General features: G+C 73.8%; 21 protein-coding genes. 8 read left to right on the top strand and 13 right to left on the bottom strand.

Annotated elements, in window-relative coordinates:
- Positions 1-150: 150 nt before the first annotated feature.
- From ACFWZH_RS27045 to ACFWZH_RS27030, 4 genes are all read left to right on the top strand, one after another.
- Positions 151-924 (top strand): LamB/YcsF family protein, encoded by a 774-nt coding sequence (locus ACFWZH_RS27045; protein ID WP_384436430.1) that lies wholly within the window; start codon positions 151-153, stop codon positions 922-924.
- Positions 921-1,553, top strand: a complete 633-nt coding sequence (pxpB, locus tag ACFWZH_RS27040) for a 5-oxoprolinase subunit PxpB (RefSeq protein WP_384436428.1) — start codon at positions 921-923, stop codon at positions 1,551-1,553. Before ACFWZH_RS27045 ends, pxpB begins: the two co-directional genes overlap by 4 nt.
- Positions 1,550-2,443, top strand: a complete 894-nt coding sequence (locus tag ACFWZH_RS27035) for a biotin-dependent carboxyltransferase family protein (RefSeq protein WP_384436425.1) — start codon at positions 1,550-1,552, stop codon at positions 2,441-2,443. The genes pxpB and ACFWZH_RS27035 overlap by 4 nt, the downstream gene beginning before the upstream one ends.
- A gap of 166 nt (positions 2,444-2,609) precedes the next feature.
- Positions 2,610-2,891 (top strand): hypothetical protein, encoded by a 282-nt coding sequence (locus ACFWZH_RS27030; protein WP_384436422.1) that lies wholly within the window; start codon positions 2,610-2,612, stop codon positions 2,889-2,891.
- 53 nt (positions 2,892-2,944) lie between these two features.
- Here the strand turns inward: ACFWZH_RS27030 and ACFWZH_RS27025 are convergent, their stop codons facing one another.
- From ACFWZH_RS27025 to ACFWZH_RS27005, 5 genes are all read right to left on the bottom strand, one after another.
- Positions 2,945-6,550, bottom strand: coding sequence for a hydantoinase B/oxoprolinase family protein (locus tag ACFWZH_RS27025; RefSeq protein WP_384436419.1), 3,606 nt, complete (start codon positions 6,548-6,550; stop codon positions 2,945-2,947).
- Positions 6,547-7,479, bottom strand: a complete 933-nt coding sequence (locus ACFWZH_RS27020) for an SGNH/GDSL hydrolase family protein (RefSeq protein ID WP_384436416.1) — start codon at positions 7,477-7,479, stop codon at positions 6,547-6,549. Before ACFWZH_RS27020 ends, ACFWZH_RS27025 begins: the two co-directional genes overlap by 4 nt.
- Positions 7,480-7,481: 2 nt before the next feature.
- A complete protein-coding gene (locus ACFWZH_RS27015) occupies positions 7,482-8,720 on the bottom strand; it encodes a glycosyltransferase (RefSeq protein WP_384436413.1) in 1,239 nt (412 codons plus the stop codon).
- Entirely contained in the window at positions 8,717-9,844 is a 1,128-nt protein-coding gene (locus ACFWZH_RS27010; RefSeq protein ID WP_384436410.1) for a glycosyltransferase family 4 protein, read from the bottom strand. Before ACFWZH_RS27010 ends, ACFWZH_RS27015 begins: the two co-directional genes overlap by 4 nt.
- Positions 9,845-10,336: 492 nt before the next feature.
- Complete coding sequence (locus ACFWZH_RS27005) at positions 10,337-11,752, bottom strand: HEAT repeat domain-containing protein (protein WP_384436407.1); 1,416 nt, start codon at positions 11,750-11,752, stop codon at positions 10,337-10,339.
- A 322-nt stretch (positions 11,753-12,074) separates the two neighbouring features.
- Here ACFWZH_RS27005 and ACFWZH_RS27000 point away from each other — a divergent pair, with 322 nt between their 5' ends.
- Positions 12,075-13,541 (top strand): PP2C family protein-serine/threonine phosphatase, encoded by a 1,467-nt coding sequence (locus ACFWZH_RS27000; protein ID WP_384436404.1) that lies wholly within the window; start codon positions 12,075-12,077, stop codon positions 13,539-13,541.
- A gap of 201 nt (positions 13,542-13,742) precedes the next feature.
- On the opposite strand, the gene ACFWZH_RS26995 is transcribed toward ACFWZH_RS27000, so the two are convergent.
- Positions 13,743-15,278: a hypothetical protein gene (locus tag ACFWZH_RS26995; RefSeq protein ID WP_384436402.1), complete on the bottom strand. Its 1,536-nt coding sequence runs from the start codon at positions 15,276-15,278 to the stop codon at positions 13,743-13,745.
- Between the two features lie 285 nt (positions 15,279-15,563).
- Between ACFWZH_RS26995 and ACFWZH_RS26990 the strand changes: the two genes are divergently transcribed.
- Positions 15,564-16,697, top strand: a complete 1,134-nt coding sequence (locus ACFWZH_RS26990) for an aminoglycoside phosphotransferase family protein (protein WP_384436399.1) — start codon at positions 15,564-15,566, stop codon at positions 16,695-16,697.
- A 292-nt stretch (positions 16,698-16,989) separates the two neighbouring features.
- Positions 16,990-18,993, top strand: a complete 2,004-nt coding sequence (locus ACFWZH_RS26985; protein ID WP_384436396.1) for an N-acetylmuramoyl-L-alanine amidase — start codon at positions 16,990-16,992, stop codon at positions 18,991-18,993.
- 90 nt (positions 18,994-19,083) lie between these two features.
- Here ACFWZH_RS26985 and ACFWZH_RS26980 read toward each other — a convergent pair whose 3' ends face one another.
- The 7 genes from ACFWZH_RS26980 to ACFWZH_RS26950 form a co-directional block, all read right to left on the bottom strand.
- Positions 19,084-19,581: a hypothetical protein gene (locus tag ACFWZH_RS26980; protein ID WP_384436393.1), complete on the bottom strand. Its 498-nt coding sequence runs from the start codon at positions 19,579-19,581 to the stop codon at positions 19,084-19,086.
- An 89-nt stretch (positions 19,582-19,670) separates the two neighbouring features.
- Positions 19,671-20,066, bottom strand: coding sequence for an ACT domain-containing protein (locus ACFWZH_RS26975; protein WP_384436390.1), 396 nt, complete (start codon positions 20,064-20,066; stop codon positions 19,671-19,673).
- A gap of 127 nt (positions 20,067-20,193) precedes the next feature.
- Positions 20,194-20,433: a DUF397 domain-containing protein gene (locus ACFWZH_RS26970; RefSeq protein WP_384436388.1), complete on the bottom strand. Its 240-nt coding sequence runs from the start codon at positions 20,431-20,433 to the stop codon at positions 20,194-20,196.
- A 118-nt stretch (positions 20,434-20,551) separates the two neighbouring features.
- Positions 20,552-21,733: a thiolase domain-containing protein gene (locus ACFWZH_RS26965; RefSeq protein WP_384436385.1), complete on the bottom strand. Its 1,182-nt coding sequence runs from the start codon at positions 21,731-21,733 to the stop codon at positions 20,552-20,554.
- Positions 21,730-22,794, bottom strand: coding sequence for a thiolase domain-containing protein (locus ACFWZH_RS26960; RefSeq protein WP_384436383.1), 1,065 nt, complete (start codon positions 22,792-22,794; stop codon positions 21,730-21,732). Before ACFWZH_RS26960 ends, ACFWZH_RS26965 begins: the two co-directional genes overlap by 4 nt.
- Entirely contained in the window at positions 22,794-23,741 is a 948-nt protein-coding gene (locus ACFWZH_RS26955; protein WP_384436380.1) for a Zn-ribbon domain-containing OB-fold protein, read from the bottom strand. Before ACFWZH_RS26955 ends, ACFWZH_RS26960 begins: the two co-directional genes overlap by 1 nt.
- A 41-nt stretch (positions 23,742-23,782) precedes the next feature.
- Complete coding sequence (locus ACFWZH_RS26950) at positions 23,783-24,583, bottom strand: crotonase/enoyl-CoA hydratase family protein (RefSeq protein ID WP_384436377.1); 801 nt, start codon at positions 24,581-24,583, stop codon at positions 23,783-23,785.
- 185 nt (positions 24,584-24,768) lie between these two features.
- Here ACFWZH_RS26950 and ACFWZH_RS26945 point away from each other — a divergent pair, with 185 nt between their 5' ends.
- Entirely contained in the window at positions 24,769-26,406 is a 1,638-nt protein-coding gene (locus tag ACFWZH_RS26945; RefSeq protein WP_384436374.1) for an acyl-CoA synthetase, read from the top strand.
- Positions 26,407-26,418 lie beyond the last annotated feature (12 nt).

Raw genomic sequence — 26,418 nt, 5'->3', positions numbered from 1 at the left:
CACCTCTTGTCGGATCGTTCAACGATCCTCTACGTTGTTCCCCACGCCGGTCGGCTCGACGGCCCTCGGGGGAGAGCCGCTACGGATACGGGCCGGCCGGACCGCTCCCGTCCGCCCGCCGGCCCGACGAAATCCTTGGAACGGACACACATGAGCGACGCGGTGGACTGTGTCATCGACCTCAACGCCGACCTCGGGGAGGGCTTCGGTCGCTGGCAGCTCACCGACGACGAGGCGCTGCTCTCCGTCGTCACCAGCGCCAATGTCGCCTGCGGTTTCCACGCCGGGGATCCCTCGACGATGCGCCGGGTGTGCGATCTGGCCGCCGCGCGCGGCGTGGTGATCGGCGCCCAGGTCTCCTACCGCGACCTGGCCGGCTTCGGCCGCCGCGCGATGGACGTCCCCCCGGACGAACTGGCCGACGAGATCGCCTACCAGATCGGCGCGCTGGAGGTCTTCGCCCGCGCCGCCGGCACCCGCGTCTCCTACGTCAAGCCGCACGGCGCGCTCTACAACCGCTGTGTGCACGACGCGGAGCAGGCCGGCGCGGTCGTCGAGGGCGTCCGCACCGCCGGCGGCCACCTGCCGGTCCTCGGCCTGCCCGGCTCCCGGCTGCACGAGGCCGCCCGGCTCGCCCGACTCCCCGTCGTCGGCGAGGCGTTCGCCGACCGCGCCTACACCGCCGAGGGCACCCTCGTCCCCCGCCGCGAGCCGGGTGCGGTGATCCACGACCCGGACGAGGTCGTCAAGCGCGCCGTCGGCATGGCCCGCGACCGCGCCGTCACCTCCCGCGACGGCCACCGCGTCGCGATCGCCGCCCGCTCGCTGTGCCTGCACGGCGACACCCCGGGCGCCGCCGGCCTCGCCCGGCGCGTACGGTCCGAGCTGACCGCCGCCGGCGTCCGCGTCCGGAGCTTCACATGAGGCCGCTGCCGGTCGGCGAGCACGGGCTGCTGATCGAGCTGGACGGCGCCGAGGAGGTCGAGGCGCTGCACGCCGAGCTGCTGCGCCGGGCCGCCGACGGCGCCCTGCCGCGGATCGCCGAGATCGTGCCGGCCGCCCGCACGGTCTTCCTCGACGGCCTCGCCGACCCCCGCGGCTTCCTCGCCGAGCTGGCCACCTGGGTCGTCCCGCCGCGCGCCGCCGCCGACCGACCCGCCGTCGAGATCCCGGTCCGCTACGACGGCCCCGACCTCGCCGATGTCGCCGCCCTGTGGGACACCACCCCCGACGAGGTCGTCCGCCTGCACTCCGGCACCGAATTCCACGTCGCCTTCTGCGGCTTCGCCCCGGGCTTCGGCTATCTGACCGGTCTGCCCGAGCCGCTGCACGTACCGCGCCGGGACACCCCGCGCACGAAGGTCCCGGTGGGCTCGGTCGCGCTCGCCGGCCCGTACACCGGCGTCTACCCCCGCTCCTCCCCCGGTGGCTGGCAGCTGATCGGCACCACCGACACCGTGCTGTGGGACCCGCGCCGCGAGCCCGCCGCACTGCTCACCCCGGGCACCCGGGTCCGCTTCGTCCCCCTGGAGAGCGTGGAGACCGCCCGATGACCGACCGCGCCTTCTCGGTCGTCCGAGCCGGTGCGCTCACCACCGTCCAGGACCTCGGCCGGCCCGGCCACGCCCACCTCGGGGTGCCGCGCGCCGGCGCCCTGGACGAACCCGCGCACCGCCTCGCCAACCGCCTGGTCGGCAACCCCGAGTCGGCCGCCGCCCTGGAGACCACGCTCACCGGCTGCGCCGTACGGGTCCGCACGGCCACCACCGTCGCCGTCACCGGAGCCCCCTGCCCGGTGACCGTCGACGGCCGCCCCGCCCCCTGGGGCGCGCCGTTCCGCGTCCCGGCCGGCGCCGTCCTGGACGCCGGGCCCGCCACCCACGGCCTGCGGTCCCACCTGGCCTTCGCCGGCGGCATCGAGGCCGAGGAGATCCTGGGCAGCCGCGCCACCGACCTGCTCTCGGGCCTGGGCCCCGATCCGCTCACCGACGGCGCGGTCCTCCCCCTCGGCGCCCCGCACGGCCCGCCCGCGGCCGTCGACGCCGTCCCGCACCCCGGCCCGGCGTCCGAACTCCTCCTGCCGTTCCTGCCCGGCCCCCGCGACGCGTGGTTCACCGAGGCCGGTCTGCGCACCCTCGCCACCGGCCGCTTCCGGGTCTCCCCGGCCAGCAACCGCATCGGGCTGCGCACCGAGGGCCCGCCCCTGGAACGCGCCCTTCCCGGTGAACTCCCCAGCGAGGGCATGCCGTTGGGCGCCCTCCAGGTCCCGCCGAACGGCCTCCCGGTGCTCTTCCTCCACGACCACCCCACCACGGGCGGGTACCCGGTCGTCGGGGTCGTGCCCGCGCGCTTCCTGTCCGCCGCGGCCCAGGCGGTGCCGGGGACCCCGGTGCGGTTCCTGCCGCTCGGTCGACGGCAGGGCCCGGCGTCGCACCCCGGCTGACACCGGAACGCACAACGGGCCGAAGTGCGCTGCGCACGCCCGCCGTTCGCCCCCGGCGCCCCGCCCCCTGCCGCGTCACCGGGATCACAGCTGGGCACGTTCGGTAGCGGATCAACCGCACCGAGTGACCAACTCGGGCCCACCACACGGAAGGACCCCGACCACCATGCGCCTCGCCCCGCGCCTCGCCGCCGCCCTCGGCGGCCTCGCCCTCGCACTCGGCGGCGTCGTGGCCGCCGCCCCGGCCGCCCACGCGACCCCGCAGGCCTGCTACTACCACGTCCTGGAGCAGCATCCCGGGGCGGATCCGGAGCTGGTCGCGGACGCCTGCCTCCTCGCCGCCGACGGCGCCCAGGAACACGTCCGCGCGTGCTTCTTCGCGCTGCAGCGGCAGTACGTCCCCGCGATGCTCGCCATGGACGCCTGCCGGCGCTCCTCCCAGGAGTAGCCCGACCCCGGCCCCGGTTGCGCACCGGCCGGGCCCGCGCCCGGGGGCGGCGGCTACGCCTGCCCGTAACCACCGCCCCCGGGCGTGCGGATCACCAGCACGTCGTCGGTGCCGACCTCCGCCGCGTCGCAGCCCTTCAGCTGCTGGTGCGAGCCGTCCGCCCGTTCGATGAAGTTCACGCCCAGCGCGCCCGGGGCGCCGCCCGCCATGCCGTACGGCGGGATCCTGCGGTGGTTGGTGAGCAGGGCGATGGTCATCGGCTCCAGGAAGCGCAGCCGGCGCTCGGCCCCGCAGCCGCCGTGCCAGCGCCCCGCTCCGCCGCTGCCGGCGCGGATGGCGAAGCCGTCGACGCGGACGGGGTAGCGCCACTCCAGTACCTCGGGGTCGGTCAGCCGGGAGTTGGTCATGTGGGTCTGCACCGCGTCCGCCCCGTCAAAGCCGTCACCGGCGCCCGAGCCGCTGGCGACGGTCTCGTAGTACTGCACCCGGTCGTTGCCGAACGTGAGGTTGTTCATCGTGCCCGAGCCCTCCGCCTGGACGCCGAGCGCCGCGTAGAGCGCGCCGGTCACCGCCTGCGAGGTCTCCACGTTCCCCGCGACGGTGGCCGCCGGGAAGACGGGGGCCAGCATCGAGCCCTCCGGGATGCGGACCTCGACGGGCTTGAGGCAGCCGCTGTTGAGCGGGATGTCCTCGGCGACCAGGGTGCGGAAGACGTAGAGCACGGCCGCCATCACCACCGAGGTGGGCGCGTTGGCGTTGCCGGGCTGCTGGGGCGAGGTGCCGGCGAAGTCGAGCACGGCGCTGCGGGCGGCGCGGTCGACGCGCAGCGCGACGTGGATCTGCGCGCCGCCGTCGGTCTCGTAGCGGCAGCTGCCGTCCGTCAGCCGCGCGATGATCCGGCGTACGGACTCCTCGGCGTTGTCCTGGACGTGGCCCATGTAGGCCCGTACGACGTCCAGGCCGAACTGCTCGGTCATCCGGTGGAGTTCGTGGATGCCCTTCTCGTTGGCGGCGATCTGGGCGCGCAGGTCGGCGAGGTTGGCGTCCGGGGCGCGCGAGGGGTACGGCCCGGAGGTCAGCAGCTCGCGGGTCTCGCGCTCGCGCAGCCTGCCGTCGCGCACCAGCAGCCAGTTGTCGAAGAGGATGCCCTCCTCCTGGATGGTGCTGCTGAAGGCGGGCATCGAGCCCGGGGTGATACCGCCGATCTCGGCGTGATGGCCGCGCGAGGCGACGAGGAACAGCAGCTCGCCGCCGTCCGGGGCGAAGACGGGGGTGACGACCGTGACGTCCGGGAGGTGGGTGCCCCCGTGGTACGGGTCGTTGATCGCATACACGTCGCCCGGCCGCATCTCGCGGCCGCGCCGCTTGAGCACCTCCTTGATGGACTCCCCCATCGAGCCCAGGTGCACCGGAATGTGCGGCGCGTTGGCGATCAGGTTGCCGTCGGCGTCGAACAGCGCACAGGAGAAGTCGAGGCGCTCCTTGATGTTGACGGAGTGCGCGGTGTTCTCCAGGCGGACCCCCATCTGCTCGGCGATGGCCATGAAGAGGCTGTTGAAGACCTCCAGCATCACCGGGTCGGCCTCGGTGCCGACCGCGACCCGGTCGGTGCGCGGCCGGGTCCGGGTCAGCGTCAGGTGTCCGCGGTCGCCCATGGCCGCCTGCCAGTCGGGGTCGACGACCGTGGTCGCGTCCTCCTCGGCGATGATCGCCGGACCGGTGAGGGTGTCACCGGGGCGCAGGTCGGTGCGCCGGTAGAGGCCGGTGTCCCGCCAGCGCCCGCCCGCGTACATCCGGACCGTCGCGGCCGGCGCGAGTTCCCCCTCCCGGCCGCCGGCCCCGGCCTCGTAACCGCGCGCGCCGCCGGCCGCCCCCAGCGCCTCGACCGACACCGCCTCGGCCACCAGCGGCTTGTCCATGGTGAAGGCGTAGCGCTCGCGGTGCGCGCGGACGAACTCCGCGGCCATGGTGTCGGCGTCGGCGAGCGGTACGCCGATGGTGGAGTCGGTTCCGGCATAGCGGATGAGCACCCGGGCACGAGTGGTGATCGACTCGTCCGGTACCCCGTCGTCGAGGAGTTCGCCCCGGGTCTGCCCGGCGAGCGCCGCGCACACCTCCCGGACCCGGTCGAGGGCCGCGGCGTCGGTGAACTCCGCCTCGACGGCCTGCTCCCGCATCGCGGTGGCGTCGGCGACCCCGATGCCGTACGCGGAGAGCACCCCGGCCAGCGGCGGGACGAGGACCGTGGCGATGCCCAGCGCGTCGGCGACCGCGCAGGCGTGCTGGCCGCCGGCGCCGCCGAAGCTGGTCAGGGCGTAGCGGGTGATGTCGTGGCCGCGCTGGACGGAGATCTTCTTGACGGCGTTGGCCATGTTGAGCACCGCGATGTCCAGGAAGCCTGCCGCGACCTCCTCGGGGCCGCGGTCGTCCCCGGTCTCGGCGGCGATCCGCGCGGCCAGCTCCGCGAAGCGGGTGCGGACCGTCTCGGCGTCCAGCGGCGCCTCGCCGTCCGGCCCGAACACCGCGGGGAAGTGGGCGGGCTGGATGCGGCCGAGCATCACATTGGCGTCGGTGACGGCGAGCGGCCCGCCGCGCCGGTAGCAGGCCGGCCCCGGGTCCGCACCGGCCGAGTCGGGGCCGACCCGATAGCGGCGCCCGTCGAAGTGCAGTACGGAGCCGCCGCCGGCCGCGACGGTGTGGATGTTCATCATGGGGGCGCGCATCCGTACGCCCGCGACCTCGTTGCCGAAGACCCGCTCGAACTCGCCGGCGTAGTGCGAGACGTCGGTGGAGGTACCGCCCATGTCGAAGCCGATCACCCGGTCGTGCCCGTCGCCGGCCTCGGCGGCCGCACGGACCATGCCGACCACGCCGCCCGCGGGCCCGGACAGCACCGCGTCCTTGCCGCGGAAGTGCGCCGCCTGCCGCAGCCCGCCGTTGGACTGCATGAACATCAGCCGGATGCCGGGGAGTTGGGCGGCGACCTCGTCGACGTAGCGGCCCAGGATCGGGGAGAGGTAGGCGTCGACGACGGTGGTGTCGCCGCGCGGCACCAGCTTCATCAGCGGGCTGACCTCGTGCGAGCAGCTGACCTGGGCGAAGCCGGCCGCTCTGGCCAGCTCGGCGACGGCCTTCTCGTGGTCGGCGTGGCGGTAGCCGTGCAGCAGGACGACGGCGGCGCTGCGCAGCCCGTCGGCACGGGCCCGCAGCAGCGCCTCGCGGACCGTGTCGGTGTCCAGCGGCCGGACCAGCTCGCCGTGGGCGCCGATCCGCTCCGGCACCTCGATCACCCGGTCGTAGAGCGCCTCGGGCAACGCGATCCGCCGGTCGAAGATCCGCGGCCGGTTCTGGTAGGCGATCCGCAGCGCGTCCCGGAAGCCCTCCGTGGTCAGCAGCACCGTCGGCTCGCCCGTGCGCTCCAGGAGGGCGTTGGTGGCCACCGTGGTGCCCATCTTGACGACGCCGACCCGCTCGGCGGGCACCGGTTCGTCCGGGCCGAGCCCCAGCATCATGCGGATGCCGGCCACCGCGGCGTCCCGATAGCGCTCGGGGTGGTGCGAGAGGAGTTTGCCGGTGACCAGCCGCCCGTCCGGCCGCCTGCCGACGACGTCCGTGAACGTGCCACCGCGGTCGATCCAGAACTCCCAGCGTCCGGTCATCCCGCCATTGTCGCAGCGCCCTTCACCGCACCGGCGTCTTTCGGTGGGGACCCGGCCCCCAGCGCGGCGAGGGCGCTGCGGGTGGCGTGGTCGGCCGCGGCGTCCAGCAGCCGCCCGGATCCGGCCGTCGCGTGCCGACACTCCTGGAGCGCCAGGGCGAGCAGGCCGGGCAGCAGATCCGTGCACCGGTCGGCGACCCAGCGCGTCCCCTTGGTCGCCATCCACAGGGCGGAGGCGGTACGGGTCGGCGGCCGGCCGTCGAGGGTGAGCGAGGGCGGCGGTCCGACGGGCACGCCGGCGTCGGCGAGCGCCGTATGGAACCCCCGCGCCAGCAGCCGGTGGCCGCGCTCGCTGGGGTGCAGCCGATCGACGCTCCACGAGGCGCGCTCGGCGACCCACGGGTGGTCGGCCAGGTGCAGATGCACTCCCCCGTGGCGGGCGGACACCGCGTGGACGACGGTGTTGACGGCACGCATCCGCCGCGCCAGCGGACGGGCCAGCGGACCGGGCAGGCCCAGCATCCGGCCCGGATCGGGCAGACACGCCGTCAGGACCACGGCACCGCCCGCGCTCAGAACGCCGTGCGTCCGGTCCAGCGCGGCCGCCACCCGCTCGATGGTGAAGGCGGCCCGCAGGGTGTCGTTCGCACCGACGACCAGCGAGACGAACCGCGGCTTCAGCTGCTGCGCGACGGGCAGCTGCCGCTCGGCCACGTCCGCCGCCAGCGCCCCGCTGAAGGCCAGGTTCACCAGCGGTACGCTCCCCGGCCGCTCGCCGAGCGCCGCGGCGAGCAGCGCGGCCCAGCCACGCCAGCCGCCGGCCGGCAGCGGATCGCCCAGCCCCTCCGTCAGCGAATCGCCGAGCGCGACGAACCGGCCCGAGTCGGCGGCCGGTGCCACCGTCGCCCCTATGGCCCCCTCCGGTCCCATGGTCACCACCCGCCCAGCGGACCCGCCGGGTACGGCGCCGCCGGTGCGACGACCGGCCGGCCGAGCGCCGCCGGCGCGTCGTGCGCCGCCAGGAACGCGTCGACGGCGGGCTGCCAGCCGTAGCCCTCGGCCCGGCGGCGGGCGGCGGCGCGCCGGGCCGGCTCGGGCCGGGCCAGTACCCGCTGGACCGCGTCGGCGAAGGAGGGCCCGTCGTCGAGCGCCGTGTCACCGCCGCCGTCGACGAGTCCGGCCAGCGCCGACGCCGCGCTGGCGACGACCGGGGTCCCGCAGGCGAGCGCCTCCAGGGCGGCCAGCCCGAAGGTCTCGGCAGGTCCGGGCGCCAGGGTCAGGTCGGCGCTCGCCTGGAGCGCGGCGAGCCCGGACCGGTCGGCGAGATGGCCCAGGAACGCCGCGGGCAGCCGCTCGGCCCGCGCCCGAGCCTCCAGCCGCGGCCGCAGCGGCCCGTCGCCGACCACCACCAGCGCCGCGTCGACCCCGCGCCGGCGCAGCTCCGCCAGCGCGTCCAGGGCCCGCCCCGGCCGCTTCTCCTGCGACAGCCGCGAGCACATCAGCAGCAGGAACTCGGCCCGGCCCGCGCAGCGGCGCCTCAGCTCCGCGCTGCGGCAGTCCGGGTGCCAGGCGGCGAGATCGACACCGAGCGGTGCGCGCACCACATTGCGCGCCCCGGCCCGGGTGAACTCCGCCGCCGCCCAGTCGGTGGTGCACACCACCCGGCTGTAGGCGTGCGCCGTACGGCGGTTGAGCCGGTCCGCGGCGGCCCGCGCGAGCGGCCGCGGCACGCCCCAGGTGCGCAGCACCCCGTCCACGCTCTCGTGCGAGACCATCACCGCGGGGACCCGGGCCCGGCGCGCCCACTCGCCCGTCCAGCGCAGCGTCGTACGGTCGGAGACCTCCAGGCGGTCGGGGGCCAGCGCGGCCAGCAGGCGCTGCAGCCGGTGGCGGTCGGTCAGCAGGCGGTAGCCGCCGCTGCCGGGCAGCACCGGCCCCGGCAGGGTGATCACCCGCCCCTGGCCGGTGAGTTCGTCACGCACCCCGCCCGCCCCGCCGCTGCGGTCCCCTTCCGGCGGTCCGGGCACGATGAGCACCGGCTCGTGCCCGGCGGCCCGGTAGCCCTCGCCGAGCGCGCGCAGTGCGGTGCGCAGCCCGCCGGAGGCCGGGGTGACGAAGTTGGCGATCCGTACGATCCGCAGCCCGGTGCCGGCCGTGCGCCGCCGGTTCACGCCGCCACCGCCGTCCGGTCGGCGAGCACGGCCTCGTAGTGGCCCAGGAGCTGATCGCCCACCGCCTCCCAGGTGCGGTCCGCGACGGCTCGGCGGGCCGCGGAGCCGTACCGTACGCGCAGCTCGGCGCTGCCCCCGAGGAAGCGCACCGCGTCCCGGAACGCGCCGCCGTCGCCCGGTGTCACCAACAGCCCCGTACGGCCGTGGTCGACCAGGTCGACCGGCCCGCCCGCCCGCGGCGCGACCACCGGCACCCCGGAGGCCATCGCCTCCTGCACGGTCTGGCAGAAGGTCTCATAAGGGCCGGTGTGCACGAACACGTCCAAAGAGGCGTAGAGCCGCGCCAGTTCGTCACCGGTGCGGCGGCCCAGGAAGCGGACCTCCGGCAGTGCGGCGCGCAGCCCGGCCGCGCTGGGACCCTCGCCGATGACGACGGTACGAACGCCCGGCAGCCGCGAGGTCTCGGCCAGCAGCCGGACGTCCTTCTCCGGCGCGAGCCGTCCCACATACCCCACCAGCAACTCCCGCCCCGCGGCCAGCGAGCTGCGCAGGACCGCGTCGCGCCGCCCCGGGTGGAACCGCTGGGAGTCGACGCCCCGCGGCCACAGGTGGACCCGCGGCACGCCGTGGTCGGTCAGGTCCAGCAGCGCCGCGCTGGAGGGCGCCAGGGTGCGGTCGGCGGCCGCGTGCACGGCCCGGATACGCCGCCAGGCCGTGGTCGCGCCGCCGCCGAGGTAGGTACGGGCGTAGCGGCCCAGGTCGGTCTGGTAGACGGCGACGGCGGGCACCCGCCGGCGGGCGGCGGCCGCCATCGCGCGGGCACCGAGGACGAAGGGGCTGGCGAGGTGGACCAGATCGGGCCGGTGCCCGTCGAGGGCGGCCGACAGCCGGCGCCCGGGGAGCGCGATCCGCACCTGCGGGTACCCGGGCAGCGGCATCGAGGGCACCCGGACGACGGGACAGGGGCTCTCGTACGTCGCGGCGCCGGGCACGCCGCCACCGAGCGGCGCGATGACCAGCGGATCGTGCCCGCGCCGTACGAGGTGCCGGGCGGTTTCCAGGGCGCAGTGTGCGACGCCGTTGACATCGGGCGGGAAGGATTCGGTGACGAGGACGACACGCATAACGCTGTTGTCGGCGGGCCGTGCGTGGAGGGGACCACGTGGATCTTTCTAGTCGGAGAACGTCCCATGAGCGTTCCGCTGCGCTTGGCTGCCCTCCCACGTTGTCGGCTGTCCCGCCGTGGGGGTTTGTCGCCGTTGCGCCTGCGGCGGGCTGGTTGCCGCTGCGCGGGGCGTTTTCGGCAGCGGGTGCGCCCCTCCGGACTCCGTCCTGCGGTCCGCCCCCTCCCGTGAGTGGGAGGGGAGGAGACCGGTGGGGGTCAACGTCAGCATTCGTGTGCCGGTAGTCGACGGACAGGGCCCGCCCCCACCGGCCCGTCTTCCACCCACCCACGGGAGGGGACAGACCGTAGGACGAAGTCCGTAGGGCTGTCACCGCACCCGACACACAACCGCCCGCCGCAGGCGCAACGGCGAAAAACCACCACGGCGGGAAAGCCGACAACGTGGGAGGCGGGCAAAGCGCAGCGAAGGGGCCGACCACGTGGGGAAAACCTAGGACTCGGGTCCGATTCTGCTGCGGACGGCCGTCTGGACCTCGGCCTCCTCCGCCGGGTCGGCGGCCAGGCGGCGGAGTTGCTCGACGACCCGGTCGTCGCCCGTGGCGGCGTGCCGGGCGGCCAGTTCCCGGGTGGTCTCCTCGCAGTCCCACAGGCACTCGACGGCGAAGCCGGCCGCGAAGCCCGGGTCGGTGGCGGCGAGCGCGGCGGCGGCCCGGCCGCGGAGGTGGGAGGAGGAGGTCTCGCGGTAGACGTGCCGCAGGACGGGGGCGGCGCAGGCGACGCCGAGGCGGCCGGTGCCGTCGACCAGCTCCCACAGGCCGCCGGCGTCCGGGCCCTCCTCCCGGACGGTACGGCGCAGCGCGGCCAGCACCAGCTCGGCGTCGCGCTGCGCGCCGCGGCGGGCGAGCATCGCGGCGGCCGACGCGCCCAGGCGGTCGGCGCGCGGCGCCCAGAGGCGGGCCCGCTCCACGGCGGCGACACTGCGCATCCGTTCGAAGGAGGTCAGCGCGGCCGAGATCAGCTGCTCGCCGGAGAAGGGGCAGGTGACCGCGGACTCGATCAGGTCGAGGACGTCGGGGTCGCCGCGTTCGGCGAGGTGGTGGAGCACGGCGGCGCGCGCCGCGTCCGGTCCGCTGCGCGCGGCGCGCAGCAGCTCGGGGCGGTCCTCGGGTCCGACGACCGCGGACAGGCAGCGGGCGGCGGCGAGGTGGCGGTGCTCCGCGGGCTCCAGGTCCAGGCCCTGCTGGGCCCACGCCAGGACCTCGGTCACGCTCCAGCCGGGGCGCGGCCCGCGGGGCCGCAGCTGCCGCTGCCAGCGGTCGAAGGAGCCCTGCTCCCCGGCGGCCGCCAGGCGGGCGCCGTACCGGGGGTCCTCGGCCCACAGGCGCCACGGCCGGGGCTCGAAGGCGTCGCGGACGGCCGCAGCCAGCTCGGCCGCACCCTGCTCGGTCTCGGGGAAGCGCGCGAGCACGGCGGGGGCGAGGGTCATCAGCCCGGCGTCGTCGTCACGCAGCGCGAGCTCGTCCAGGGCCCAGCGCCAGTTGCTGCCGGCCGCGGCGTAGCTGCGCAGCAGCAGCCGGGCGGCGTCCCTGCCGTACGCGGCGAGGTGGCCGAGGACGGCGAGGGCGAGTCCGGTGCGCTCCTCGTCCGTGTCGACGAGGTCGTCGGGGTGGAAGAGGTGGCGTTCGATCTCCTCCAGCCCGCCGTCGAGCTGCATGTAGAGGCGCGCGTAGTACAGAGAGCGGTTCTCGACCTGCCAGTCGCGCCGGGGGTCGCGCAGCACGCTGTCGTTGAGTGCCGCGAGCGCCTCGGCCCGCGGCGCCGCGAGGGCATGCAGGGTCCCGTCGCCGCGGCCTCGCTGCAGGAGGCCGAGCAGGGTGCCACTGGGCGCTATGTCTGGATCGAACATGAGGTCAGCATCCGGTGCGGGGGACAGGCTGGCAACGGGATTTCCGCTGACCGGCATTCTTGCCGGTGACCGCGGACCGTATGCACGGCATCCCTCGTCAACCCCGTGGAATCGGCGAGAACACCTGCGGTACGGCGGCCGAAGCCTAGCCTGGAAGCTGTCATTCCGCAGATTCGCCCCGAGGTTGCCCCAGGGAGGCCGCTGGCATATGCCAGGTGCACCACCGTATCGGGTAGTGCCAAATCCCTTACGGACGGTCGCTGCCTGTGCAACAGTCGTTACCGGCCCTTTAGCCCGGCGCCGCCTGATCACGGAGTACGTCATGCCGTCCCCTCTCTTCGCGGACCATCCAGCCGACCGGCCCCCCGAGCGCGACACGGTCGAGGCACTCATCACGCAGGCGCGCCGCCTGCGCGGCGGCCTCGACGCGGTGCGCCGGGAGTCCACGGTGGACACCGACCTCGCCGCCGACCCGCAGCTGCGCTGGCAGCGGGCGCTGTGCGACCTCGCCGTGCACCACCTCGACGACCTCGGTGGCCATCTCGACCAGCTGAGAGAGGGCCTGCCCACCGAGAGTGACGACGAGCCGGCGGCCGAGGACAAGCTGCCGGCGGCCCCGCCGGAGCCCGCGCCCCATGAGCGCGGCGCGCTGCTGCGCCGCGTGGGCAGCGCCGAGTGGAATCTGCTCACGGACGAGGTCAGCTGGTCCGACGAGCTGTTCGCGATGTTCGGCCGGTCCCCCTCCGAGGGCCCGCTGACCCTCGACGAGCTGCCGTCCCTGGTGTGCGCCGAGGACCAGGAGGGGCTGGCCACGATGGTCACCGACTGCCTGGTGGACGGCCGGCCGATCGACGGCGAGTTCCGCATCGTGCGGCCGGACGCGAGTCTGCGCACGGTGCACATGGTGGGCGAGCCGGTGCTCGACGCCGATGGCAGCACCGCCTGCATGTGGGCCGTGCTGCGGGACGTCAGCGAGCTGCGCCGCAGCCAGCAGGCGGTACGCGAGACCCGTGACTCGCTGCACCGCGAGCGGCATATCGCGCAGACCGAGCACCGGCTTGCGGTCGAGCTGCAGGAAGCCGTGCTACCGCCGTGGCGCGGCTCCCTGCGGTTCCCGCAGGGCGGTCCGGTCGCGCTCGATCTCGCCGGGCGCTATCTGCCGTCCGGCACCAGCGCCCTGATCGGCGGCGACTGGTACGACGCCCTGCAACTCCCGGACGGGACCACGCTGTTGAGCGTCGGCGACCTCACCGGCCATGGCGTCACGGCCACCTCGGGCATGGCGATGGTGCTGGGCGCGCTGCGCGGTATGGCGGTCGCGGGACAGCGGCCGGGACCGCTGATGGGCTTTTTGAACCAACTGCTGGACACCGCCGCCCAGCCGGCGCTCGGCAGCGCCGTGTGCGGCCGGTTCGACCCCGCGACGCGCACGCTGGAGTGGGCCCAGGCGGGCCACCCCGCACCTCTGCTCTTCCGCGGCGGCACGGGGCGCGCGCTGGACCCACCGGAGGGCGTACTGCTCGGGGCGACATCGGGGGCGGCGTACACCCAGCGCACCGAGCAACTGGAGCCCGGTGACCTGCTCGTGCTGCACACCGACGGCCTCGCGCCACGTCGTACGCATGGCGCGGAGGCCGCCCATGAGGGTGCCGAGCGGCTCCTCGCCCTGGCACCGCGGTTCGCCGCGGCCCGTAGTGCGCAGGACAGCGTCCGCGTCGTCGTCGAGGAGTTCGGCAGCACCGAGCGCGAGGACGACGCCTGTGTGCTGATCGCCAGGGTCGGCGGCTGACACACATCGCGGCAGCTGAGGGGCGGACCGGCGGAAGCTAAGCCGGCCGCCCTGCGGTGTTGGACGGGGGATGGTCGGCTATCAGGTGAAACGGCAGGCCTGCCGGGTGTGACGCGTCGTCACGCGCAGGTGCGCGTGACGCTCCGTCACCTCTGCCGTTTCTGTCATCCGGTGCTGGACGAAGTCCGGAACGCCGCGGGTTCAGACCGAGAAGTTCTGGCCCAGTCCAACTCCTGAACCGACGCCGGGCCCCAGGCCCGACCCCTTGGCCTTGGGCTTCGCCTTCGGCAGGACCTGCTGGATCTCCTCGCGCAGGTCCTGGATCTTGGCGTAGTTCGCGTACTGTCCGGTCAGCCGGAACATTTCGCGGAGCCGGTCCCAGGTGCGGTGGGAGGAGTTCTCGCCGATGGACACCAGCGCCAACCGCGCGTAACGGTCGGCCTGTTCGGGGTCGTCGCCGATGAAGCAGGCCGACGCCATCGAGATGTAGTCGAAGATCTGCGAGCGCTGGCGGCCGCCCTCGCGCAACTCCAGTGCCTGCTTGGCGTGGTGCTGAGCGATCCTGGCGGCCGAGGGGTCGTGATCGGCGAGGGTACGGAAGGCCAGCGCCTGCATGCCGTGCAGATCCGCCTCGTCGAACATCTGCATCCAGCACGGCGGGGGCACATCGCCCTTGTCCGAGACGAAGAGCTCCTCCGCCTCGCCCAGCGTGCGCCGCATCGCCTGGCCATGACCCTTGGACGCCTGTGCCCAGGCCTCGATGGTGTGCAGCATGGCGCGGGTGCGCGGCAGGGTCTCCTCGCCGGAGCCGGACTTGGCCAGCTTCATCAGATCGAGCGCGTCGTCGGGACGGCCCAGATGGACCATCTGGCGGGCGGCGCGGGAGAGGGCCTCCCCGGCGCGCGGGCGGTCGCCGCCCTCGCGTGCCGCATGGGCGGCGATGATGAAGTACTTCTGGGCGGTGGGCTCCAGGCCGACGTCATGGGACATCCAGCCGGCCAGCACCGCCAGATTGGCGGCCACCCCCCACAGCCTGCGCTGCAGATGGTCGGGGTGGCGGTAGGCGAGCATGCCGCCCACTTCATTGAGCTGGCCCACCACGGCCTTGCGCTGCAGCCCGCCGCCACGGGCCGCGTCCCAGGCGCGGAAGACTTCGACCGAGCGCTCCAGCGCGTCGATCTCCTGCGACCCCACGGGGGCCGCCTCATAGCGGTCGAGGCCGATCTGGTCGAGTTCGGTGAGGGAGTCGGAAGCGAACGGATCGTCGTGGCGGGGGGCGCCGGCGGGGGCCGGATCGGTGTGCAGCCAGTCGTGCATGGCGCCGGTGAGTGCGGAGCCCGCGGCGAGCGCCGCGCCCGCCCCCACCAAGCCGCGTCGGTTGAGCATGAGGTCCATTCCCGTGAATTCCGTGAGGACCGCAGCGGTCCGTTCGGGAGCCCACGGCAGACCGTCCGTGGCCTGCCGCTTCCCCGAGCGACCGGTTCTTGCGAACCCGAGGTCCTCGATGGTTACGACACGGCCGAGGCGCTCGGTGAACAGGGAAGCCAGGACCTTGGGCACCGGATCCCGTGGGGTCTCCCCCATGTCGATCCAGCGCCGAACCCGCGAGGTGTCCGTCGCCAGCTGCGGATGGCCCATGGCCGCCGCCTGCCGGTTGACTAGTCTCGCCAGCTCTCCTTTGGACCAGCCGGCCAGGCCGAAAAGGTCCGCGAGACGGGTGTTCGGCTGCCTGTCCACGTCAAGCCCCCAGGTTCCTCGACTGAGTTGACAGTAACGGCCGGTGACGTGCGCTGCGACCATTCGCCAGGGTTCGCCAGGGTGCGCCAGATGGTCTGCCACCCACAGCCCGTTGTTCTGTAGGTGTGCCGCCCCCGGCCTGGTGGCGGGACCGCATTCCCCAGGGTGCGCGCCCTTCACAGGGACCCTGGATCGGCCTCCTGCACGGGGCCCGTTCACGGGTTCCCTCCACCGGGCCGGGGAGCGCGCGCAACTCGTCGGCGCACGAAGGGATCTTCTTCACCCATGTATGCAGCATCGTCCGCCGTGACCGCCCCTGCCCGGCCGTACCGCCCGCACCCCGCGGGCAGCGGACCGTATCTCGCCCCCTCCTCATCCGCGGGGGCGGTGGCCGGTCTCTCCGGTGGCCGGACCCGGCGGGCGCAGGTGACGGGCACCCAACCGCTCAGCGGGAGACTTGACTTGTCCGGGCCCCAGGGCGCCCAGCTGCGCGCCGCGGTCGCCTCCGTGCATCGCATCTGTCCGGAGTTCAACCCGGTCCAGGTGCTGCGCCGGAGCGGCAAATCCGTCCTCCTCGTCGGCACGACCGGCCGCATGACCGCGGTCGCCAAGTGTTTACTGGACCACTCCCCCGCATGGGCGGAAAGGTTCCGGCAGGAAATAAGCGCATACCGCGCATTCGTCCGGCATCGTCCGCCGGTACGGGTGCCGCGGCTGGTGGCGGCCGACCCCGACAACTGCACGCTGATCGTGGAGCGGATGCCCGGCCGGGTCGCCGCCATGACACGGCACCCGTCCGAGGCGCCTCCCCGCGCGGACGTGCGGGCCGCGCTCGGCGCGATCTGCCGGATCAACCTCTGGCGCCCGCCGGCCGGACTGTTCGACACCCCGCTGGACTACGCGGGCCGCATCGGCCGCTATCACGACCTCGGGCTGCTCACCGACCGCGACCTGGGCGATCTGCAGAAGCTGATGCACGGTCTGTCGCACGTCCAGGGCCAGTTCTGCCACGGCGACGCACTGCTGAACAACGTGCTGCTCTCCCCCACCGGTCCGGTGCTGCTGGACTGGGACAACGCGGGCTGGTACCTGCCGGGCTACGACCTGGCCACGCTGTGGTCGGTCCTCGGCGACGCCCCGGTGGCCCGCCGGCAGATCAGCCAGCTCGCCCAGAACGCGGGCCCGGCCTCGCGGGACGCCTTCCTGGTGAATCTGATGCTGATTCTCACCCGGGAGATCCGGCGCTATGAGACCGCGGTCCAGCGGACCATGCGCGAGCCCGCGCCGACGGGTGCAGCGGGCACGGGACAGCCCGGCGCACCCGCGGCGGGTGAGGAGCAGCGACTGCTCCTGCGCCGGCTGCACGACGACTGCCAGATGGCGCGCCGTGCGGTACGGGCGGCGGTCGGCACCCGCTGACCGCCGAGGGGGACTGTGAGCGGCGCGCCCGGGAACGGGGCGCGCTGCTCACCCATGTGCCCGTTCATTGGTCCATTCCCCTGACGCCTCGCAGGCCCGGGGCCGGTCCGGGAAGGCTCCTGGGGAGATGCCCTGACATGCGTAATCCCGGCCCGGCGCGGTGATTGACGGTCCGTCGGCAGACGTATAGCTATAGGCCCGACGGGGGATCTACCCTCGGGTCCCACCCCGCACGGCCGTTTGCGCACCAACCGTCAGACCGTCCGGCTCGGGCCGGCTCGAGGAGGTCGTTTTGCGAGGATCCGCCCCGGAAGACGCAAGGAGAATCCACCGCCCCGCCCTGCGCAGATCCACCGCCGTCGCGGCAACGCTCCTGCTGCTGCCGCTCTCGGGAGCGCCGTCCGCCAGCGCCGGGCAGCCCCCGGCCGGCCGGCTGCAGCGGGCCTTCACCGATGCCGCCGCCCGCTTCCACGTACCCCGCAGTGTGCTGCTCGGCGTCTCGTATCTGGAGTCCCGCTGGGACGGCCACGGCGGCGCGCCCAGCGTCTCCGGTGGCTACGGCCCGATGCATCTGACCGACGCCCGTACGGCCCTGTCCCGCCTGCCGGAGTTCAGCGAGGGCGACGAGGACGCCCGCGGTGACGGCTCGCGCGCCCGTAAGCGGGTGCCCAGGAGCACCACGCAACGGGCGCTGCTGCCGGCGAAACTCCCCGCCCGGTTGCGGACGTTGGCGACCGCGGCGAAGCTGACCGGCCTGTCCCCCGAGAAGCTGCGTACGGACCCCGCGGCGAACGTGCTGGGCGGTGCGGCGCTGCTCGCCGCCGAGCAGCGCCGGCTGGGGCTGCCGGCGGGCGGTGGCCCGGCCCGGTGGTACGCGGCGGTGGCGGCCTACGGCGGCCAGGACAGCGCGCGCGGCGGCCGGGCCTTCGCGGACGAGGTGTACCAGGTCATGCGCCGGGGCCAGGCGCGTACGAACGACGCGGGACAGCGGGTCACCCTGGCCGCCACGCCGGGGCTGGTCCCCGACGCCGCTCAGCAGAAACGTCTCGGCAGGCCGGCCGTCAAGGCCTCCGCGGCGGGTGGCGACGGCGGGCTGGAGTGCCCGTGGAGCGTCGCCTGCATGTCGGTCCCGGCGCCGTACGAGGAGTTCGGCGACAAGGACTACGGCAACCACGACCTGGCGAACCGCCCCAAGGACCAGAAGGTCAACGCCATCGTCATCCATGACACCGAGGGGTCGTGGGACGTCACCCTGAAGCTGATCAAGGACCCGAAGTACGTGTCCTGGCACTACACGATCCGCTCCTCGGACGGTCTGATCGCCCAGCACGTGCCGACCAAGGACGTCGCCTGGCACGCGGGCAACTGGTACATCAACTCGCACTCCATCGGAGTCGAGCACGAGGGCTTCCTCGCCTCGCCGGACGCCTGGTACACGGAGGCGATGTACCGCGCCTCGGCCCACCTGGTGAAGTATCTGAGCCGCAAGTACGACGTACCGCTCGACCGGCAGCACATCCTGGGCCACGACAACGTGCCCGGCACGACCACGTCCACGATCCCCGGCATGCACACCGACCCCGGCCCGTACTGGGACTGGGCGCACTACTTCACCCTGCTGGGCAGGCCCTTCCACCCCAACGCGGGCCCGCGCGGCGGGCTGGTCACCATCCGCCCCGACTACGCCAGGAACACCCCGCGCTACACCGGCTGCGCCAAGCCCGGTGACACCTGCGCACCGCACGGCTCCACCGCGGTCCGGCTGCACATCGCGCCCGACGAGCACGCGCCGCTGGTCAGGGACATCGGGCTGCACCCGGACGGCAGCGACTCCACGGACGGCGTGAACGACACCGGTGCCCGCGCCACGACGGGCCAGCGGTTCGCGGTGGCGAGCCGGGCCGGCGACTGGACGGCGGTCTGGTACCTCGGGCAGCTCGCGTGGTTCCGCAATCCGCAGGACGGACCGACGGCGGTGAACACCCAGGGCCTGATCGCCACGCCGAAGGCCGGCCGGCCGGAGATCCCGGTCTACGGCCGTGCGTACCCGGAGAAGACGGCGTACCCGGCCGGCGTGCCGTACCAGGCCGTCACCCCGTTGCCGTACAAGATCACCGCGGGTCAGAAGTACGCGGTCGGCGACCGGATGGCGGGCGAGTACTTCTACGCGCCGACCTTCGACACCAGCAAGCACGCGATCGTGCGCGGCAAGGACGTCTACTACGAGATCCAGCTCGGACACCGGGTCGGCTATGTGCGTGCGGCCGACGTCGACGTACAGCGCTCGGGGTCCTAGGGCGCCGCTCAGCGCGTCGCGCCCGGTGGACGGCGCGGTTCAGGCCGTCCACCGGGCGCGAGGCGTGTCCGCTCCCGTGTGCGCTGGGGGTCAGCCCTGCTGGAACAGCTCCGCCGGCAGCGGCTTGAGCAGCGCGTAGAGGTCGTCGGTGATCGGGCGGTCCCAGCTGGCGATGGTGACCAGCACACCGTCGCTGCGGTCGAACTGGGCACACGAGATCCGGCTCTCGGAGCACTTGATGCGCTTGACGATCAGCAGGTTGTCGTCGTGCATCACCGGGGTGTCCTCGCTCTCGACGACCGTGACCGGCTCGTCGTTGCCGAGCGCCGCGAGCAGCTGCGCCACCTCGAAGGGCACCTCGTCGCCCTCCAGCTCGCGGGCCGGGGAGCCCTCCGGCAGATTGCCGATGATCATCGCGGGGCCGCGGCCACCGAACAGGTCGTAGCGGAGGAAGACGCCCTGGCAGCTCCCGTCGGGCGCGGGCAGCAGCCCGGCCCCGAGATTGCCCGGCCAGTCCCCGGGATCCATGGCGAGTACGTCGAAGTCTGGACCGGCGGGCGTGGCGCTACGGCGGCGGAGGAAGGACATGCCGCCATCGTACGTGGCCCGGCCCGACACGCCGCGCTGACGTCGAGGTAAGCGCGCGGGCGCCGCCGCGGCCCGCTGCCCGCCGCCGGTCAGGCCCGCGCGGACAGCTCGCCGAGGAGGCGCAGCGCCTCGGCGGCCGCGTCATGGGGCACGAAGAGGTGATCGTGGTGGAAGCCGGCGACGACGTTGCAGCTGAGCCCGGCCCGGGCGAGCGTGGTGGCGACGGCGGCGGTCAGTCCGACGGCGTCCAGCGCGGAGTGCACCCGCAGGGTGATCCAGCCGGCGACATAGTCGTACGGCAGGCCGGCGCGATCGGCCTCCTCCTGGCGGACGACGAGGGTGAGCCCTTCGGGTTCGGCGACGGTGACCTGGGGCGTCACCCCCTCGGGGACCGGGCCGGGCACGCTGGTGAAGACATAGCGGCCCTCGTTCAGCTCCGGACGCATCCCGCTCAGCAGCAGTCCAAGATCACGCTCGCCCGTCATGGCGCCATCCTACGAGCGGCCCGGCAGGCGGCGTCGGCCTCGTCGAACCGCGGGCCCGGCGGGGCGAGTCGGGCGGGACGACGGCCGGCCTAGGCCGCGGGCCCGGCCATGACCCATCGGACAGGCCCTAGGTGAGGTCGAACTCGCCCTCGCGGGCGTCCAGGACGAAGGCGCGCCACTCGGCCGGGGAGAAGATCACCGCCGGGATCTCCGGGCTGCGGCGGTTGCGCATCGCGACGTAGCCCTCCACGAAGGCGACCTGGACGTCGCCCACACCCTGCGTGCTGGACTGCCACTCGGCCTGCGACAGGTCGAGTTCGGGCCGGGGGCCGCCCGCGAGCCGCTGCTCGATGATGCTGTTGGCCACGTGTCCTCGCTTCCTTGCGATGCGTCGTCCCCGGGAAGCCTAACCACTGGGCCCGGGGACGGACAGGGGACGTGCCCCGGCGCCGGCGCGCGGGCTCGGGGAGGCGGACCCCGGTCCCTCAGGCGGCCGGGGAGTCGGCGCCGACCAGCCACATCGAGAAGAACTGGGCCCCGCCGCCGTAGGCGTGTCCCAACGCCCGGCGGGCGCCGTCGACTTGATGCGCGCCGGCCCGGCCGCGCACCTGAAGGGCGGCCTCGGCGAAGCGGATCATGCCGGAGGCGCCGATGGGGTTGGTGGAGAGCACACCGCCCGAGGGGTTGACCGGGAGGTCGCCGTCGAGTTCGGTGACGCCGGACTCGGTGAGCTTCCAGCCCTCGCCCTCCTCGGCGAAGCCGAGGTTCTCCAGCCACATCGGTTCGTACCAGGAGAACGGGACGTACATCTCGACCGCGTCGATCTCGCGGCGGGGGTCGGTGATCCCGGCCTGCCGGTAGACGTCCGCGGCGCAGTCCTTGCCGGCCTGCGGCGAGACGAAGTCCTTGCCGGCGAAGAGGGTGGGTTCGCTGCGCATCGCCCCCCCGTGCACCCAGGCCGGCGGGTGGGGCGAGCGCGCGGCGCCGGCGCGGTCGGTGAGGATCATCGCGCAGGCCCCGTCGGAGGAGGGGCAGGTCTCGGAGTAGCGGATCGGGTCCCAGAGCATCGGTGCGGCCTGGACCTTCTCCAGGGTGATGTCGTGCTCGTGCAGGTGCGCGTAGGGGTTCTTCAGGGCGTTGCGGCGGTCCTTGTAGGCGACGAGGGATCCGACGGTGTCGGGGGCGCCGGTGCGGCGCATATAGGCGCGGACGTGCGGGGCGAAGAAGCCGCCGGCCCCGGCCAGCAGGGGCTGCTGGAAGGGGATCGGCAGGGACAGGCCCCACATGGCGTTGGATTCGGACTGCTTCTCGAAGGCGAGGGTGAGGACGGTGCGGTGGACCCGGGCGGCGACCAGGTTGGCGGCGACCAGGGCGGTGGAGCCGCCGACCGAGCCCGCGGTGTGCACCCGCAGCATCGGTTTGCCGACGGCGCCCAGGGCGTCGGCGAGGTAGAGCTCGGGCATCATGACGCCCTCGAAGAAGTCGGGGGCCTTGCCGATCACCACGGCGTCGACGTCCGGCCAGCTCAACCCGGCGTCTTCCAGGGCCCGGCGGGCGGCCTCGCGGACCAGTCCGGCGATCGAGACGTCCCGGCGGGCGGCGACGTGCTTGGTCTGGCCGATGCCGACGACGGCCACCGGCTCCTTGGATGTGGCGGCTGTACTCATCGTTCCCCCTCCAGGACGGCGACCAGGTTCTGCTGCAGGCACGGCCCCGAGGTGGCGTGGGCGAGGGCCCGGTCGGACTCGCCGCGCTGGATGCGGGCGGCGGCCTCGCCGAGCCGGATCAGGCCGGTGGCCATGACGGGGTTGGCGGCGAGCGCGCCGCCGGACGGGTTGATGCGGACCGTGCTGCCGGGCCCGTCGAGTTTCAGGGCGCGCCGCAGTACGACCTCCTGGGAGGTGAAGGGGGCGTGCAACTCCACGGTGTCGAAGGGTCGTTCGAAGGCTCCGGCGTGTTCGGCGGCGAGCCGGGTGGAGGGCGAGTCGGTGAGGTCGCGGACGCCCAGGCTGTGGGCCTCGATGCGGTGGTCGAGCCCGCGGATCCAGGCGGGGCGGTCGGTCAGCCGGCGGGCGGTGTCGCCGGCGGCGAGGACGACGGCGGCCGCGCCGTCGCCGATGGGCGGGCAGTCGCCGGTGCGCAGCGGGGCGACGAGCGGCTCGCCGACGGGCACGGCGCCGCGCAGCTGGGCGGACGGATGGGACGCGGCGTCGGCCCGGCTGCGGGCCGCGATCGAGGCCAGCTCCCGCTCGTCGGTCAGCTCCGCGTCGATCAGCGCCTGGGCCTGGAGGGCGGCGAGCGCGACGGAGTCGGGCCACAGCGGGGCGACGTAGTACGGGTCGAGCTGGCGGGTGAGGACCTCGCGGACGTCGCCGGGCGAGGACTTGCCGTAGGCGTAGACCAGCGCGGTCTCCGCCTCGCCCGTGAGGATCTTCACCCAGGCCTCGTACAGCGCCCAGGCGCCGTCCATCTCGACATGGGATTCGGCGATCGGCGGCCAGGCGCCGACGCCGTCCAGGGCCATCGTGAAGGAGAAGGCCCGGCCGGCGAGGTAGTCGGAGGAGCCGGAGCAGGTGAAGTCGATGTCGCCGGCCTTGAGGCCGGTCTGCGCCAGCACGTCGTGGAGCACCGGCATCAGCATCTCGACCTCGGAGGTCTCCGCGCTGTCGCGGACGTGGCGGCTCTGCCCGAAGGCGACGATGGCGACCTCGCGTATCGGATCGCGCATCAGATCAGCTCCTTGTAGCTGTCGTAGTCGGCGTCGGGTTCGCCGGTGGGGCGGTAGTGGTCGGGGAAGCGCCCGCCCTCGGTCCATACGGGCTCCACCCGCAGCCCCATGCGGACCTGGTCGTAGGGGATTCCCCCGATGCGGGCGTGCAGGGCCAGGTCGGCGCCGTCCAGGGCGATATGGGCGTAGACGTACGGCACCTCGATATCGAGATTCCTGGCCTTGATGTTGACGATGCAGAAGGTGGTGACGGTGCCTTTGGGGCCGACCTCGATCTGGGTGTCGGTGGCGACGCCGCAGGTGGGGCAGGCGCCGCGGGGCGGGACGTAGACCTTGCGGCAGGACGGGCAGCGCTCGCCGATGGTCCGGTGGCCGGCGAGCGCCTGGAGGTAGCGGGACTGGGCGCGGCCGGGCGAGTAGGTGTAGTCGAGCCGGGCGGGGGCGGTGATCCCGGTGACCGGGTCGGCGAACCGTCCGCTGTGCGGGGCCGGCCGGGCGCCGTCCGCCGGGTCGCCGGACGGCTCGAAGCAGGCGATGTCGGTGATGGCGCCGGTGCGCTCGGCGGCCCAGCGGATCCGCACCCGCATGCCGGTGCGTACGGCGTCGGGGCCGGGGGCGTCCAGGGCGTGCAGCAGTGCGGTGTCGGCGCCGTCGAGCCGGACCAGGACCCAGGCGAAGGGGGTGGCGAGCGGCTGGCCGCGGCGCGGGGCCGGGTTCCAGGCCCAGGTGGTGACGGTGCCGCTCGCGCCGACCTCGACCAGCTGGTGGAGCTCCTCGGCGGTGGCCGGGTCGTATTCGGTGGGCGGTACGACGACCCGTCCGTCGCCGGCCCGGACGCCGAGGACGGTGCGCTCGCGCAGCCCGGTGAGGAAGGCGCTCTGGACCGGTCCGAGCGAGCGGGTGAAGGGGAATTCCACGACGAGGGGCGCGGTGAGGACCTCTGACATGCGGGCTCCTTGGGCTCCTTGGGCTCCTTGGGCGCTTCGGCTCAGGCGCGCCGGTAGACGGGGGGACGCTTCTCCGCGAACGCGCGGGAGCCCTCCTTGGCGTCGGCGGTGTCGAAAACGGGCCAGCCCCGGGCGAGTTCGGTCCGGAGTCCCTCGGCCTCGGTCAGCTCGGCGGTCTCGTAGACGGACGCCTTGACGGCCTCGACGGCGAGGGGACCGCAGGCGTTGATCCGCTCGGCGATCTCCAGGGCCGCCTCCAGTGCGCCGCCGTCGGGCACGACATGGCCGATCAGGCCGATGCGTGCCGCCTCGGGCGCCGGATAGGGCCGGCCGGTGAGCAGCATCTCCAGGGCGTGGGTGCGGGGGATCTGGCGGGCGAGGCGGACGGTGGAGCCGCCGATGGGGAACAGTCCGCGGGCGACCTCGAAGAGACCGAAGGTGGCGCTCTCGCCGGCGACGCGGATGTCGGTGCCCTGGAGGATCTCCGTACCGCCGGCGACGCAGTGGCCCTCGACGGCGGCGATCACCGGTTTGCGGGGGCGGTGGTGGCGCAGCATCGCCTTCCAGTGCAGGTCGGGGTCGGCGCGCAGCCGGTCGCGGTACTGCTCGCCGGCCATCCCGCCGCCGGCGAGTGCCTTGAGGTCCATTCCGGCGCAGAAGGTGCCGCCGGCGCCGGTGAGGACGATGGAGCGGATCTGGTCGTCCTCGTCGGCGGCGACCCAGCCGTCGTACAGGCCCACCAGCATCGGCAGCGAGAGTGCGTTCTTCGCCTCCGGCCGGTTGAGGGTGAGCACCAGTGTCGCGCCGACGCGCTCCACGGTCAGATGTTCCGTACCACCCATGCCGTCCTCCCGTCTCAAGACGTAGAACAGGTTGCAGTAGCCGCACGGCGAGTTCAAGAGTTTTCTGACAGGTAGTCAGATTTGTTGGCCGCGGCCCTTCCCTGCTCCCTCCGGCGGCGCTCTAATGACCGACTGGGTCCGGTCGGCAGACCGGCCGGCCGACGCCCGCCCGGTCTGGAGGAGACATGGAGTACAACCTCGCCGACCTCTTCGAGTCGATCGTCGACACGGTCCCCGACCGCGAGGCGCTGGTGTACGTCGACCACCCGGGGACCGGCGCCGAACGGCGGCTGACGTACGCGGAGCTGGACCGCGCCGCCAACCGGCTGGCCCACCACCTCGCCGACCACGGCATCGGCCCCGGCCACCACGTGGGACTCCACCTCTACAACGGCATCGAGTACCTCCAGGCCGTCTACGCCTGCCTGAAGATCCGCGCCGTCCCCGTGAACGTCAACTACCGCTATGTGGAAGAGGAGTTGGCCTACCTCTACCGGGACGCGGACCTGGTGGCGCTGGTCTTCGACGCGGAGTTCACCGGCCGGGTCGCCGCCGCCCTCCCGCACGCCCCGGCGCTGCGGCATCTCGTACGCGTCGGCAGCCCGCCCCCCGGCGCGCCCGCGCCCCGGATCGCACCGGTCGCGCTCGCGGACGCCGAGGCCGCCGGTTCACCCGCCCGCGGCTTCGGACCGCGCTCGGCCGACGACCAGATCGTCATCTACACCGGCGGCACCACCGGCCTGCCCAAGGGCGTGATGTGGCGCCACGAGGACATCTTCTTCTCCGGGATGGGCGGCGGGGCGCCGACCGGTGAACCGGTGCAGCGGCCGCGGGAGCTGGCCGAGCGGGTCGCGGCCGGCGGCGACGGAGGAGCCGGTCTCGTATTCTTCCCCACGCCCCCGCTGATGCACGGCACCTCCACCCTCACCGCGTTCATCGCCTTCCACTTCGGACAGAAGGTCGTCATCCACCGCAAGTACGTGCCCGAAGAGGTGCTGCGGACCATCGAGCGGGAGCGGGTCACCAGCGTCTCGCTGGTCGGCGACGCGATGCTGCGCCCGCTCGTCGACGCGCTCGGCGGGCCGCTGAAGGGTGTGGACTGCTCCTCGCTGTTCAGCGTCAGCAGCTCCGGCGCGATCCTCTCCGAGACCGTGCGCGCCCAGTTCGGCGCGCTGGTGCCCCACGCCCTGCTGCTGAACAACTTCGGCTCCTCGGAATCCGGGTTCAACGGTACGGCCACCGACGACGCGGGTCCCGAGCGGGGCTTCCGGCTGCGCGTCAACTCCCGTACGGCGGTGGTGGATCCGCAGACCCGCGCGCCGGTCGCGGCCGGCGGGACGGGCCGGCTCGCGCTGCGCGGACACGTGCCACTGGGCTACTACAACGACCCGGAGAAGACCGCCGAGACCTTCTTCGAGGCGCACGGCGACCGATGGGTGCTGCTGGGCGACATGGCCACCGTGGACGAGCAGGGCGTCGTCACGGTCCTGGGCCGGGGGTCGCAGTGCATCAACTCCGGTGGCGAGAAGGTCTATCCGGAGGAGGTCGAGCAGGCGCTCAAGGCGCACCCCCAGGTGTATGACGCGCTGGTGGCGGGCGTACCGGACGAGCGGTGGGGCAACCGCGTCGCGGCCGTGGTCCAACTGCGCGAGGGAGCCGGCCCGCTGGACCTGGAGGGCATCCAGGCGCACTGCCGCAGCCGGCTGGCCGGCTACAAGATTCCACGCGCCGTGGTCTTCACCGACCGGATCCAGCGGTCGCCCAGCGGCAAGGCGGACTACCGCTGGGCGAAGGCGGTGGCGGCGGGCGAACGGGAGGCGTGAGCCGGCGCCCTG

It is taken from the genome of Streptomyces sp. NPDC059008 (assembly GCF_042749045.1).
Taxonomy (GTDB): Bacteria; Actinomycetota; Actinomycetes; order Streptomycetales; family Streptomycetaceae; genus Streptomyces.
This window is presented reverse-complemented; position numbering and strand designations above follow the sequence as displayed.